Annotated in this window: 14 protein-coding genes and 1 pseudogene; 5 read left to right on the top strand and 10 right to left on the bottom strand. The window is 54.3% G+C overall.

Translation table 11 applies throughout. The annotated features are described in order from the left end of the window. The first annotated feature begins 193 nt into the window (after positions 1–193). Positions 194–493: pseudogene (locus IAE30_RS08305) on the top strand (helix-turn-helix domain-containing protein). Here IAE30_RS08305 and pqqF read toward each other — a convergent pair. The 8 genes from pqqF to IAE30_RS08265 form a co-directional block, all read right to left on the bottom strand. Beyond that, positions 484–2,802 carry a pyrroloquinoline quinone biosynthesis protein PqqF gene (gene pqqF / locus IAE30_RS08300; protein WP_200679164.1) on the bottom strand — a complete coding sequence of 773 codons (2,319 nt, stop codon included), beginning with the start codon at positions 2,800–2,802 and terminating at the stop codon, positions 484–486. The pseudogene IAE30_RS08305 and the gene pqqF overlap by 10 nt on opposite strands. Continuing rightward, complete coding sequence (gene pqqE, locus IAE30_RS08295) at positions 2,802–3,941, bottom strand: pyrroloquinoline quinone biosynthesis protein PqqE (protein WP_045832024.1); 1,140 nt, start codon at positions 3,939–3,941, stop codon at positions 2,802–2,804. Before pqqE ends, pqqF begins: the two co-directional genes overlap by 1 nt. Further along, positions 3,928–4,206 carry a pyrroloquinoline quinone biosynthesis peptide chaperone PqqD gene (gene pqqD / locus IAE30_RS08290; RefSeq protein WP_045832070.1) on the bottom strand — a complete coding sequence of 93 codons (279 nt, stop codon included), beginning with the start codon at positions 4,204–4,206 and terminating at the stop codon, positions 3,928–3,930. Before pqqD ends, pqqE begins: the two co-directional genes overlap by 14 nt. Positions 4,207–4,210: 4 nt before the next feature. Beyond that, positions 4,211–4,966 (bottom strand): pyrroloquinoline-quinone synthase PqqC, encoded by a 756-nt coding sequence (gene pqqC / locus IAE30_RS08285; RefSeq protein ID WP_200679163.1) that lies wholly within the window; start codon positions 4,964–4,966, stop codon positions 4,211–4,213. Then, positions 4,963–5,889: a pyrroloquinoline quinone biosynthesis protein PqqB gene (gene pqqB, locus IAE30_RS08280; RefSeq protein WP_200679161.1), complete on the bottom strand. Its 927-nt coding sequence runs from the start codon at positions 5,887–5,889 to the stop codon at positions 4,963–4,965. Before pqqB ends, pqqC begins: the two co-directional genes overlap by 4 nt. A 55-nt stretch (positions 5,890–5,944) precedes the next feature. Continuing rightward, a complete protein-coding gene (gene pqqA, locus IAE30_RS08275) occupies positions 5,945–6,016 on the bottom strand; it encodes a pyrroloquinoline quinone precursor peptide PqqA (protein ID WP_010617686.1) in 72 nt (23 codons plus the stop codon). A gap of 150 nt (positions 6,017–6,166) precedes the next feature. Further along, positions 6,167–7,192, bottom strand: a complete 1,026-nt coding sequence (locus IAE30_RS08270) for a dipeptidase (protein WP_200538576.1) — start codon at positions 7,190–7,192, stop codon at positions 6,167–6,169. A gap of 79 nt (positions 7,193–7,271) precedes the next feature. Then, the gene (locus IAE30_RS08265; RefSeq protein WP_200679159.1) at positions 7,272–8,204 is read right to left on the bottom strand and encodes an ABC transporter substrate-binding protein; all 933 of its coding nucleotides are present in this window, start codon (positions 8,202–8,204) and stop codon (positions 7,272–7,274) included. Between the two features lie 302 nt (positions 8,205–8,506). On the opposite strand from IAE30_RS08265, the gene leuA reads away from it, so the two are divergent. Next, positions 8,507–10,192 (top strand): 2-isopropylmalate synthase, encoded by a 1,686-nt coding sequence (gene leuA, locus IAE30_RS08260; protein ID WP_200679157.1) that lies wholly within the window; start codon positions 8,507–8,509, stop codon positions 10,190–10,192. On the opposite strand, the gene IAE30_RS08255 is transcribed toward leuA, so the two are convergent. Then, on the bottom strand, positions 10,143–10,925 hold the full coding sequence (locus tag IAE30_RS08255) for a helix-turn-helix transcriptional regulator (RefSeq protein WP_200538579.1): 783 nt from the start codon (positions 10,923–10,925) through the stop codon (positions 10,143–10,145). The two genes, leuA and IAE30_RS08255, sit on opposite strands and share 50 nt — an antisense overlap. Next, on the bottom strand, positions 10,926–11,789 hold the full coding sequence (locus IAE30_RS08250) for an NAD(P)-dependent oxidoreductase (RefSeq protein WP_038647159.1): 864 nt from the start codon (positions 11,787–11,789) through the stop codon (positions 10,926–10,928). Between the two features lie 300 nt (positions 11,790–12,089). On the opposite strand from IAE30_RS08250, the gene IAE30_RS08245 reads away from it, so the two are divergent. The 3 genes from IAE30_RS08245 to IAE30_RS08235 all read left to right on the top strand — a co-directional run bounded on the left by IAE30_RS08245 (position 12,090) and on the right by IAE30_RS08235 (position 13,535). Beyond that, positions 12,090–12,707, top strand: a complete 618-nt coding sequence (locus tag IAE30_RS08245) for a TetR/AcrR family transcriptional regulator (protein ID WP_038647161.1) — start codon at positions 12,090–12,092, stop codon at positions 12,705–12,707. 90 nt (positions 12,708–12,797) lie between these two features. Then, positions 12,798–13,037, top strand: a complete 240-nt coding sequence (locus IAE30_RS08240) for a biofilm development regulator YmgB/AriR family protein (protein ID WP_200538580.1) — start codon at positions 12,798–12,800, stop codon at positions 13,035–13,037. A gap of 291 nt (positions 13,038–13,328) precedes the next feature. Further along, positions 13,329–13,535 (top strand): DUF3606 domain-containing protein, encoded by a 207-nt coding sequence (locus IAE30_RS08235; RefSeq protein ID WP_200538581.1) that lies wholly within the window; start codon positions 13,329–13,331, stop codon positions 13,533–13,535. Positions 13,536–13,782 lie beyond the last annotated feature (247 nt).

Raw genomic sequence — 13,782 nt, 5'->3', positions numbered from 1 at the left:
GACTTTGCTCGCAAAGAAATTTTGGAAATGACTTTGATTATTCATAAATACTCATGGAGTAGGATGGGATGTTGAAAAAAATTGTACATTAAGAGCATGTTCAAATCAGAGGGTTACATAACTGATTGTGCCCTGCACATTTTCATGGCTGAGGCCGAATACCGCCGGCATTTAGTGCAGATGGAGGGATAATATGTCTACGTACAAAGAGTTACTGGAAAAACAATCCGCAGAAAGCCAACTACGCATCACAAAGAAAGTTGAAAAACTGCGTTAGGAAATTGCTTTAAGCCAACTGCGTGAAGAGTTAAACCTGTCACAAACATAACTTGCCCGCACGATTGGCATATCCCAACCAACGCTCGCTAAAATTGAAAATCCCGGCAATGATCCGCGCCTTTCAACATTAAGACGTTACGTGGCTGCATTGGGTGGGGAAAAACGTATTGATGTGACTTTGCCGAATGGTAAGCACATCGCTTTTCAACTTTGATTAATCAGTATTCGCCAGCGGCGGCGTTCGCGTAATAAGCGGTGATAAAGCTGCTGGATAAGGGGCAGCGTCAGGGATGCAATCGCATCAGGCGTAAGATTCGGCAATGCCTGCTGTTGTCGTAGCCCCTGCAGTGCGGCTTCCGCGTTATCGCGGATATCGCACTGCTCGCGCAGTGTGGCTTGCCAGGCCGCGAAAGTTGCCGGCGCGATAGCGTCCAGATCAGCCACGGTCTCACGTAAAAAGCGTTTGCAGTGTCCAAGCAGCGTTTGCCATGGAATCTGTGACGACTGGAGTGCCAACAGCAGCCCATCGACATCCGCCACGCGCTGGTAGCGCGCCGACACCACATAGCCAATTTGCTGATCGACCCGCAGTCGCTGGAAAAAGCGCGGTTCCAGAAACAATGAGAGCGCGCGCAGTGCCGCTAAATGCCGCTCATCAGCAATCGGCAGCGGAATAAACAGCAGCAGCGCCTGATCGCCTCCGGTACAAGGGATCGGCTTAATACCTCTTTGCAAGCGCGGCGGCTGTGCACTGCTTACCAAATCAGGCGCGAAGTTGCTCAGCAGATGGGACACACGCTGATGTAATAGCCCGTGTTTGCCACACCACGCCGCCAGCCATGGGGTATCACTGGTGGGAGCAATCAATTGAACGGGCAAGGCTGAGAGCAACTGTCGAATCACGATCGTTTGCGCAGGCGCCAGCGGTTTTGCATCGGGAGCCAGATTCAATGCCTCAAGTGCATGATGTACGGCCAGCAAAGCGGGTGACTCAGAGACCGGCAAATTCAGCACCAACTGCCAGCCCCCCTGCTTCTGCTGCCAACTGCCACTTCCTCCGGCATGACGCAACGCCGCCAGCACTGGACGCAGTCGGGTTTGCCGTGCCTGCGCATCCTCGTCACTCAGCGTGTGATAAAAAGCCGGCCGCAACAGCAAGGTCTCAACCTGTTGTCGTGGCGCGATACGCGCCAGGGGCATCGCTATCGGCGACAACGTGGGCAATACGGCCTGGTGCGCAGCGGGATAGAAAGAAAATGCGGGCGTTGAGAATGTACTCAGGCTGCGCGGCAGCCCTTTTTTGCGCCGCAGCGTGAAACCTTGCGTCTGGACGCTTTCTGGCGAGTCCAGTTGCTGTTGAGTGAGCAAGCGTGAACAAGGCTTCTGCGCCAGCGCAGCGATAAAAGCGCTGAAATCCTGCGGCACGGAACCGGCAGGCGCAAAACCTAACGCCCGACCACGCAACTGTTCCAGTGGCGTTAGACAGGCAAAATCGTGCTGCGCCAGCTGAGAATAATGCTGGAGATGCTCAGGGGTGCAAAGTTTGATGGCGGCTAAATGCTGCCAGAAGCAGTGCTCAATGCGTTGCGCCTGCTCCGCGCTGATTTTAGGCCCACTGAAGCGCAGCGCTAACCATCCGTGCTGCTTATCCTGCCACAGCCATTGTCCCTGCAGCGTATCGCACAATTCAGCCTCTCTGAGTGCGGCCAACAGGCTGCCCGGCGCTTCATCTTGCCAGAACACACTGAGCAAGGTGACATTGTCACGTAAAACAGGTTCCTCACCCGATAACATCAGCGTCAGCCAGAAACTCTCATTATCTGATAGCTGCAACATCACGTCACCCGAAGGCAATGTGGATGCGGCATATGAAGGGGTGTTTTTTGTTGAATTGACCGCCGAAAAGTGTTGCGCAAGATGCGCCAACTCATCCAGCGATTGCGGGCCCTGTAACCACAGTTCCAGCGTATTTGCGTGATAATAACGCTGATGGAAGTCGCGCAACGCGGTCTGCAACAAAGTGACATTGTCACCAAACGACTGTTGATTACCGATGCGAAAACGCTGAAAAACCCCACCCAGCGTATCCACCAGCGCGGCTTCGCTGAGCGTTTCAGCATGATGTTGCAGAAGTTGACACTCTGCATCGATCACCGCGACTTCCTGCCGAATCGCCTGCTGGCCGAGCAACGGAGAGGCGATCATGTCGCTTAACCGCTGCACACCTTCAGCTAAATCCGCTGCTGGCAGCTGGAAGAAAAAGGCGCTGTGGCTGAGTTGCGTGGTGGCGTTGACCTGCCCACCCCGCTGTTGCACCCACGGCATCAGGCGCTCGCTATCTTTAAAACGCTCGCTGCCGCAGAACAACAGGTGCTCCAGCAAGTGCGCCAGACCCGGCCAGCGATCGGGTTCATCCAGACTGCCCGCTTGCACGCGGATCAGTGCGGCGGCATCACGCGCACCAGCCTGATGATGCAGGTGGCAACGCAAGCCATTGGCTAACACCAGCTGGCGCGAGGTCATCAGGTCACTCGCTGCTTGAAAATCAGCTCAGAGTTGGAGCGATTGCGGAACTGAAGCTGGGCGATTTTGATATCGCTGCAGGTGGCTTCGCGGCGCGCTTCCAGGATCTTACCGTGATGCGGTGACTTACTGCACACCGGATCGGTATTATCCGCATTGCCGGTCAGCATGTAAGCCTGGCAACGGCAACCACCGAAGTCTTTTTCTTTCTCATCACACGAACGGCACGGTTCCGGCATCCAGTCGTAACCACGATAGCGGTTAAAACCAAAGGAGTTATACCAGATGTCTTCCAGGCTATGCTCCAGCACCGACGGGAACTCCACCGGCAACTGACGCGCGCTGTGGCATGGCAGTGCCGTGCCTTCAGGCGTGACACTCAGAAAGATTGAACCCCAGCCGCCCATGCAGGGTTTGGGCCGTTCTTCGTAATAATCCGGCGTGACGAACAGCAAATTAGTGAGGTTGCCACTTTCGCTCATACGTCCACGGTACTCCGCCACCACCGCTTCGGCATGGGCAATCTGCTCGCGTGTCGGCAATAAGCCCTGACGGTTAAGATGCGCCCAGCCGTAAAACTGACAGGTTGCCAGCTCAACGTCGTCCGCTTCCAGTTCGATGCACAGGTCGATGATTTTATCGATCTGGTCGATATTGTGTCGATGCAGCACGAAGTTCAGCACCATCGGATAGCCGTGCGCTTTCACCGCTTTCGCCATCTCCAGCTTCTGCTGGAAAGCTTTTTTCGAACCGGCCAGCGCGGCGTTGAGGGTTTCATCACTTGCCTGGAAGCTGATCTGAATATGATCCAGACCCGCATCGGCGAAGGCGTCGAGTTTCTTCGCCGTCAGACCGATACCGGAAGTAATCAGGTTGGTGTAGAAACCGAGATCGCGTGCCGCTTTGATCAACTCGGGCAGATCTTTACGCGTCAGCGGTTCGCCGCCCGAAAAGCCCATCTGCACACTGCCCATGGCGCGCGCCTGACGGAACACGTCGATCCACTGCTCAGTCGTCAGCTCTTTCTCCTGTTGCGAGAAGTCGAGCGGATTCGAGCAATATGGGCACTGCAGCGGGCAGCGATAAGTCAGCTCAGCCAGTAGCCACAGCGGCGGCGTGGCGGTTTTATTCAGGTTCACGACACTGGATCCATTTCTGTTCTACGGCGGATTGCAGGAATTCCTTCACGTCATCATCCACGCCGCCCGCTTCCGGGAAACGGCTGTTGAGAATGGCGATGATGGCGGCCACATCCTGTTTGCCGGTGACCAGTTCAAGGATCGCCGTTGCGGTTTCATTCAGCTTGGCCATGCCTTCGGGATACAGCACCACATGGCTCTCCTGCGCCGGTTCCCACTGCATGCGATAGCCACGACGGAAAGCCGGAATCAGATTATCTTTCATCATGTTATACCAGTCTTGTGCTGTGCCAGGACACCTGATCGGTGACCGTGTGATAAGGCGGGCGTTGCAAAGAATACGCCATGGTCATGGCATCCAGCAGCGTCCAGAGAATATCGAGTTTAAACTGCAGAATCTCCAGCATGCGGTTCTGCTGCTCAGCAGTGGTGAACACTTCCAGCGCCAGCGCCAGCCCGTGCTCCACATCGCGGTTTGCCTGGCTCAGGCGGCTGCGGAAATAGAAGTAACCCTCTTCTTTAATCCACGGATAGTGCTGCGGCCAACTGTCGAGGCGCGACTGGTGGATTTGCGGTGCAAATAGCTCGGTTAATGAGCTACAGGCCGCTTCCTGCCAGTTGGCGCGACGGGCGAAGTTAACGTAGGCATCCACAGCAAAACGCACGCCCGGCAGCACCAGTTTTTCTGACAGCAGGACTTCACGATCCAATCCCACTGCTTCACCGAGTTGCAGCCAGGCTTCAATACCGCCTTCCTGACCGTTGCTGCCGTCATGGTCGAGGATGCGCTGTACCCACTTACGACGGGTTGCAGGGTCCGGGCAGTTCGCCATAATCGCCGCGTCTTTCAGGGGAATATTGGTCTGGTAATAGAAGCGGTTCGCGACCCAGCCCTGAATCTGTTCACGGGTCGCTTCACCATTATGCATCGCGATATGGTAGGGATGATGAATGTGGTAAAACGCGTCTTTGGCACGCAGCGCCTGCTCAAACTCTTGCGGCGATAAGGCTTCGGTAATGATCACGATGCGCTCTCCAGCAGATGAATCGCCATTCCGTCCCAGCTCACTTCAATGCCCTGCTGCGTCAGATACTGACGCTGCGGCGACTGCTCGTTGAGGATCGGATTGGTGTTATTAATGTGAATCAGAATTTTGCGTTGTGCGGGCAATGACGCCAGCAGCGCCATCAGGCCGTGTTCCTCTGCCAGCGCGAGATGGCCCATCGCTTTGCCGGTGTTTTTACCGACGCCGGTGGCAAGCAGCTCATCGTCTTGCCAGACGGTGCCGTCAATTAACAGGCAATCGGCTTTTTCCAGCCACGGCATGATCACCGCATCGGGCTCGCCCAGACCTGGCGCATACAGCAGTGTCTGGCCATTGGAGGTATTTTCAATAAACAGCGCGACGTTATGCCCCGGCAGTGGACGATCGCGATACGGCGAATACGGTGGCGCATTGCTGAGAATCGGGATAGCAGTGAACTGCAGGTCGCGACACACATCAACGCGAAACGGTTCAAGGGGCGTAAGACCATGGTGCTGCAAACCGCCGTTCCAGTGCTGCAACATGGTGAAAATCGGGAAACCGCTGGTGAGATCGGCATGCACCTCGGGCGTACACCACACCTGATGCGGGCAGCCTTCGCGCAGACTGAGTAAACCGGTGGTGTGATCGATCTGACTGTCGGTAAGAATGATGCTGCCAATCGCGGTGCCGCGCAGGACCCCTTTTTTATTCAGTTCGGGTGTGTGGGCGATCTGTTGGCTGATATCTGGCGATGCGTTACACAGCACCCAATCTTCGCCGTTGTCACTGACAATGATCGAGGATTGCGTCCGCGCCTGAGCCTGAATCGTACCGTTGCGCAGGCCGCTGCAATTGGCGCAGTTACAGTTCCACTGCGGAAAGCCGCCGCCTGCCGCTGAACCGAGCACTTTAATAAACATGAGAGATAACCAGAATGAAAAATAAAATGCCCGCACGAGTGGCGGGCAGAAAGTCTTAGCGGTTGGAGATGTACAGAGTCACTTCCAGGCCCAGACGCAGGTCAACAAATTCAGGTTTTTTCCACATAACTTTCTTCCTCAAAACAAATAACGCAGAGCAGGCTCTGCTGGAAATGCTTGCACCAGGAAACGAATTTTCTGGCAACAAGGCACGACGCGGGCTGATGTTGCGCCAATGTAACGGTCAGATCAACCCCGATTCGGTAAGGGAATGGTGCTAATCCTGCCAAATCTGTTGCAGGACTCGCTGCCAGTTACCCCAGGCAAACTGCTCAATCATGGTTTGATCATAGCTGAGCGAAGTGAGCAACGCATACAGACGCGGCAGCCCAGACACATCTTTCAATTCATCTGGCACACTGATGCCGTCAAAATCCGAACCAAATGCTACGTTTTCTAGTCCCATTATTTCAACTAAATGATCCAGATGTTTAACAATTTCGATCAATGGCGTATCACTATCGCGTTTGCCATCCGGCCGTAAGAAAGCGTTACCAAAATTAATCCCTACCACTCCGCCGCTGTCGCGAATGGCACGCAGTTGCTCGTCGGTAAGATTGCGCGGCTGCGCGCAACGCGCGTGTGCATTAGAATGGCTGGCCACCAGCGGCGCGTTTGAGAGCCGTGCGGTATCCCAAAATGCTTTCTCATTCATATGCGACACGTCAATCATCATGCGATGGCGATTAGCGGCAGCGATCAACTGCTCACCAGCCGTGGTGAGGCCCGCTCCGGTATCGGGCGAATGCGGGAAAGCGCCGTTTACCCCTTCACCGAAACGGTTAGGTAAATTCCAGAAAGGCCCGATACTGCGCACCCCAGCCTGATAGAAAGCATGCAAATCTTCGCCATCAGCATCGAATCCATCGGCCCCTTCAATATGCGCGACCATCGCCAGCACACCCTCGTGGCGACAGGCTGCAATATCCGCCGTCGTCAGGCATAAACGGGCGCGCCCGGCGGACTGTGCCGCCAGCGTTTTGAGGATATCGAGTTGTTGCCAGAGAATATCGAGCGGCTGCCACTGCTCGTTTGCACGTTGCGGCGCGACCTCATTGATGTAGCGCTGCGGCGGAACAAAGAGCGCAAAGAGTCCGCCGGCAAAACCGCCTTGCTGCATACGCGGAAAATCCAGATGCCCTTTCTCAATACCGGCAAAAAAAGCATTAGCGGGATCATCATGATGATGCAACCACAGGTTAAGCAGCAGGTCGTTATGACCATCGAAGGTTTTAAATAACATAGGGGGTCACACAGCGAGACAACATGGACGCTATGCTACTCGCCCCCTGCTGATTCGCCAAACACAGGGGCACAAAGCGTTAGTTCTGTGCAACCTTTAAGCCATGATAAAAGGTAGGTTTGACGTCGAGGCGCTGCTTGATCAGCCCATATTTTTGATAAAAGTCGGCGGTGTCCTGCTGCTGCGCAATCGTGGCTTCATCGATAGCTTGCCAATGCGACTGGCGCCGCGCAAAGGACTTCGCCGCGGCTTCTTTTGGGAAGCCGATGATTTTCGCCAGCGTGGTGGAGTACGCATCAACATGGCTGTTCGCCCAGCGATCCGCCGCCGCAAGGCGATTAACGTAATCCTGCAGCGCCGCGCGTTTGGCCTCATCATTAAGGGCTGCATCGGTTGCCGCCAGGAAACTGTTACCGCTGGAAAGGCCCACGCCGTTGATCAAAACGCGGCCCGTGTGTGTCACTTCCGCCAGTGCGGTGTAAGGATCCCAGGTTGACCAGGCATCCACCGATCCGTTTGCCAATGCAATGCGCGCATCGGCGGGTGTCAGGAAACGAAAGTTGACGTCCTTATCCGTCAAACCGGCCTTTTCCAGTGCTTTCAGCGCTTCAAAATGGCCGATAGAGCCACGCCCGGTGGCAATATTTTTTCCTTTCAGATCGGCCACGGTTTTGATCGTTGAATCCGGGCTCACCAATACCGCTAAGCCTTCAGGCACCGATTTACTTACCGCCACCGCTTTCACCTGCGAACCCGCCGCCAGCGAGAACAGCAGCGGCGCGTCACCGATAATACCCGCATCGACCGCGCCCGCATTCAGTGCCTCCGCCAGCGGTGCCGCTGCCGGGAACTCCGCCCATTCGATTTTATAATGGAGATTGTTGAGCTGCTGCGCTGCTTCCATCTCGGCGTGCATATTGCCCTTCTGGTCGGCAATACGCAGTGTGACGGTTTCCGCCGCAGCGGTTCCACTGGCAAGCATCACAAACAGGGCTAAAGTTGTTCTTTTCATTCTATTTTCTCTTCTGGCGCAAAACCCCAGACTACCCTGTTGTGCTAAAAGCCCAGATGCCGATTTCGTCTGAGGAATATCATCCTGCGCATAAGCAGCACAACGCTTTTAGCCGTCGATTCTCATCACCCTCCACATTTGTTGTGAACGGTTGGGACAGAGTGGGTTCACAGAATGTGGGGCCTGGCTGTTGCGGCAACTTCACAACGATATGTCAGTTATGCAACGTGAGTTGTCAGTTATGCGTGAGCAGCGTGCGGCGATGTGGTCCAGACTGAGTACAGACCCATAAGGAGAACCTCATGCTCAACCACCCTGCAGAAAAATACCGCCCCTTCCCGGTGATCGATTTGCCCGACCGCCAGTGGCCATCGCGCCAGCTCACCCAGGCACCGCGCTGGCTTTCCACCGATCTGCGCGACGGCAACCAGGCGCTGGCGACGCCAATGGACAGCGCACGCAAGCTGGAATTCTGGCAGCTGCTACTGCGTTGCGGCTTCAAAGAGATTGAGGTGGCGTTTCCTGCTGCCTCGCAAACCGATTTCGACTTTGTACGGCTGCTGATTGAACAGCATCATATTCCGCAAGGCGTTGCGATTCAGGTGCTGACACAAGCACGCAGCGATTTAATCGATCGTACCTTTGAAGCGCTGCGCGGTGCGCCGCAGGCGATTATTCACCTGTACAACGCCACTGCGCCGTTGTTCCGCGAGCGCGTATTCCGCCAGAGCAAGGCGGAGATCATTGAGCTGGCCTGCGCCGGTGCCCGGCAAATCCGCGCCCAATGTGAAGTACAAAGTGATACGGCCTGGACCTTCCAGTATTCACCAGAAACGTTCTGCTTTACTGAACCGGAATTTGCACTGGAGATCTGTGAAGCGGTATCGGCGATCTGGCAACCGGGTCCGGATCGCCCGATGATTATCAACCTGCCCGCTACGGTGGAAGTGAATACCCCGAACGTCTATGCGGATCAGATCGAGTATTTCTGCCGTCACTTTAGCCAGCGTTCACAGGTAGCGATTTGCGTGCATCCGCATAACGATCGCGGCACGGGCGTGGCCTGTGCCGAGCTGGCGATGCTGGCCGGTGCCGATCGCGTAGAAGGTTGCTTGTTTGGTAATGGTGAGCGTACCGGCAATGTCGATATTGTGACGCTGGCGCTGAATTTATATACCCAGGGCGTGGCTCCGGAACTCGATTTCAGCGATATCCAGCAGGTGCTGGAAGTGGTGACCCGTTGTAACCAATTGCCGGTTCATCCACGCCATCCGTATGCCGGTGAGCTGGTGTTTACCGCATTTTCGGGTTCGCATCAGGACGCGATTCGTAAAGGCTTTGCCGAGCGTAATGCGCGTCAGGAAGCCATCTGGCAAATGCCGTATTTGCCGCTCGATCCGGTCGATATCGGTTGCAGTTATGAAGCGGTGATTCGCGTCAACAGTCAGTCGGGTAAAGGCGGAGCTGCCTGGCTGCTGGAGCAAAACCATGGGCTGCAGTTACCGCGTGGGCTGCAGCAAGACTTCAGCCGTATTGTGCAGCAGCAGACGGATGGACACGGCCAGGAAATGACGCATCACGCACTGTGGCAACTGTTCTGCCAGCATTACGGCTTAACGCAGCCTTCGCGTCGGTTACTGGACGCGGAAAGCCACAGCGATGAGAAAGGTGAAACGCGATTTAAAGCGCGGCTGCAGGATGGCGGACAAACGCTGACGCTGGAGGGCAAAGGCAACGGGCTGCTGTCGGCGGCGGTAGCGGCACTGCGCCAGCGCTATGATCTGGCCATCAGCATTGAGGATTACCACGAGCATACGCTGGGTAAACGCAGTGACAGCCGCTCTGTCACCTACATTAGCTGTACCAATGCACGCGGCGAACGTGCCTGGGGTGTGGGCATCGATAATGATGTGACACGCGCCTCATTGCAGGCGTTACTCAACGCAGCCCACGCTTTTCTGCCGCAGGAAAGTAGTTCGCCGGCGTAACGCCGAGCACGCGTCGGAACATCGCACTGAAGGCGCTCGGGCTGTCATAGCCCAGTTCGAGCGCCACCGTTAACACCGTTTCACCCTGCGCCAGCCGCGCCAACGCCACGCTGAGGCGTGCGCGACGCACCCAATCGCTGAACTGCAAGCCGGTTTCGCGGTTAAAATGGCGCGCCAGCGTGCGTTCAGCGACACAGAGTTCGCTGGCTGCTCTCGCAAGTGTCCAGCTTTCGCCCGGGCGCTGGTGAATTTGCTGGCACAGTGCGCGCAGCCTTTCACTCTCCGGCCACGGCAGGCCAAACGGCAGCACATCCATCACGCGAATTTCATCGAGAATCAATTCATAAATGCGTTCAGCGCGGCTGCCAGAGGCGTAAGCGTCCGGCAATGCCAGCGCACTGACGATCAGCTCACGCAGCAGCGGGGAAATCTGCACCACCTGACAGCTGGCAGGCAGATCCGCTCGTGCGAGCGGATCGACAAACAGCGTGCGTGCCGCCACGGCTCCGAGTATGTGCAGTGCATGCCCGGTGCCCGCCGGTAACCACACGCCACGACTCGGCGGCACAATCCAGCTACCCTGCCGGGTTTCGACTTTCACTACGCCGCTTAAGGTATGGATTAACTGTGCACAATCGTGGTGATGCCACGACTCAGCATCACCGTGCGCATAATCATGCGCATAAGGCACCAGCGGACGCTGGCTAAAATCGAAGTTGAGGCGCTGGCTCATTTAGCGCTTCAGGTATTGGTAAACCGCCGCCAGGTCTTGCTCGCCGTAACCGGCATCGACCGCCTGCTGCCAGACATCGACGATGTTCTCCAGCGCAGGCAGTTTGCTCTCACCCGCCGCATCCAGTGCCAGTTTGGCATCTTTCAATGCCCATACCAGGTGCATCTGCGGGGTGAAATCACCACTGGCGATCATACCCAGTTTCATTTTGGCGTAAGGTGCCGCCAGCGGGCCGCCATCCAGCACTTTCCACAGATCGTCGGTGCTGAATCCAAACTGCTCCGCCAGGCGTGTACTTTCCGCCAGACTTTGCATCAGGCCAATCAGCCAGCTGTTGACCACCAGTTTCATACGCGAGCTGGCACCCGCCTCACCCAGCCACTGCGTGCCTTTACCAATGGCAGCAAACACCTGCTCAGCGGCCTGCGCTTTGCTTTGATCGCCGCTGGCCATCACCAGAATCTGCGCATTTTCGGCAGGCGCTTTGGTGCCGGAAACCGGGGCATCGATAAAGAGCACATCCGGGCGTGCGTGTTGCAAATCGGCGATCAGCGCATCAGTGGCTTCCACGCCAATGGTGCCCATCTGGCAGACGGTCGCGCCCTGCTTCAATGCGCTGCTTGCTTCGGTCAGGGTCTGACGCGTGGTGTCGCCGTCAGACAGCATCGCGATCACCACATCGGCACCCTCTACGGCCTGCGCTGCGCTGTCGCTGAGTTGCAAACCGGCATCCAGCAAGTCTTCACCTTTGGCACGCGTGCGGTTCCAGCCGCGCACCACAAAATCTTTTTTCAGTAAGTTTGCGGCAAACGCATGCCCCATTGCACCCAAACCTAATACCGCCACGACGGGTTGCTGACTCATCTTGATTCCCTTTTATGCATTCAGACAAAACAGTGAGACTGACAGAAATTTCTGCGCGCAGCCAGGCGAGAGGTGCGCCGAAAGGCATTTTTAATCACACCCCCGACAAGATACAGGGTTAATCAGCATGCTTTTTAAACAGCGCTGGGCGCTTCCTGGCAAAGAGGATCGGATAACAATTTACCGGGTTAATTTTATCATTGCGGCAAAGGCACCAGCATTCGTATTCATCGCTATTCGATTATTGGAAAAAGTTCGCATATGATAAATGGGAAACTAACACTCTATAAATAATTACCGATGACATCAGAAAACCAAAGCTTAAAAGTCGCTCGAGAACGTGGAAGACCCCGCGTCTTCGATATGGACGACGTTTTAGATAAAGCAATGATAGTATTCAGAAAGAAAGGTTATCACGCGTCCTCAATAGTCGACCTGGGCGAAGCCATGAGTTTAACGGCTGGCAGTATATATAAGGCGTTTACTGATAAGCGCACCCTCTTTTTGCGGGTATTTGAACGCTACATTGCCCTGCGTAATGCCGATTTACGTCAGCGGTTGCAACATTTCCCGGATGGCAGATCGCGGATTGAGGAATTACTGCAATTTTATTTAGACTCAGCGGTTGAGATTGAAGGGCGTAGAGGTTGTTTGGTTGTTGGGAGTACGGTTGAACTGCAAACGCTGGATGAAGAACTGTCAGAGTTAGTCAGGCAGGCCGTGATGCGCAATCAAAACTTTCTCGTTTCGCTTATTATTGAAGGCCAGAAGGACGGATCTATTTCCTCTCAACTGGATGCTGAAACTGCGGCAGGCATACTGCTGTGCGTAGCATTCGGCATGCGTGTGGTGGGTAAAGTTCAGGATGTGACTAATGGGAAAAAAACCATTACTATGGTGATGAAGGTTCTGGACTAATTTATTTGCCATATTAGGAAATAATCATTTCCTAATTAAATTTAATCATAGCGCTCTCCTGAACGCCTGTGATCCCTAAGAGGAATTGATATGTGCATCAATGACGCAGCGAAGAGTCACAGAAAAGTTAAGGCGGAGGATGTGGCAACTCCGAAAGATATTTCAGAAGAGGAAGCCCTGGGACGCGTTGTGGGCGAAATTTTAAGCGCGGGAAAAACGCTCAGTCGCAAAACACTGTGTTTTGAATTGCTCAAAAAACTGGATGAGACTAAAGAATCATCAGTTAAAAAGCACTATTCAAATATTTTTAAAAAATTATTGTCTTGTTAGCCTCTAAATGAAAATCGCATCCGCTTGATTGCTTTTAATATCTCTATTTTGAGCAATCATCTGTTTTGTGTCGCCGACATCCTGCTTGTATTCGATAAAACCCTGCGCCAATGCTTGCCGTTACGCTTATTTTTCTCGTTTCTGTATAAGAAACATCCCAATAATGGCTAAAACCAGGTAATAGGGAATAATCTGCTTTCCCCGGCGCAGAAAAAAAACAAAATCACATCCTCATCAGATAAGAATTAATTATGTGTTTAATCCATGATTAAGGCATGAGGATAATAAAAAATGAAAGATCCTATACAGCGCCGCATCCCGTCAAATTTGTCGCGAATTGAATTATCTGAACAGTGGCAAATCACTTACTGGACGCTCACTCTGCATACGACGCAGGAAAGACTTACCCGGGCAGTGCGAGAAGTAGGATCAGAGACCGAAGCGGTTCGCCGATGGCTCAATGACCATCCTCCTGTCCGACAGCCCAAGTCTCTTTAATAAGACCGACTATCGCCATGACACTGACGGGATAGACGCGTAAAGACAACGTGATCGCAGTTTCGCCAACGTTATGGCTAATGAATCTACCAGGCGGCAGCTCAGTCGTTTATGTTGACCTTGTTCAGCCCATTGCCAGGAAAACAGCCGTGAGCCAACCGCCTATACGCTCCCAACGTCACAGCAACCTCCCCGCCCGAAGTATGTCAGTCAAATAACAGCATTTATTTAATATAAAGCGTGAAAA

This window comes from Pantoea sp. S61 (assembly GCF_016625145.1).
Classification (GTDB): domain Bacteria; phylum Pseudomonadota; class Gammaproteobacteria; order Enterobacterales; family Enterobacteriaceae; genus Pantoea; species Pantoea rwandensis_B.
This window is presented reverse-complemented; position numbering and strand designations above follow the sequence as displayed.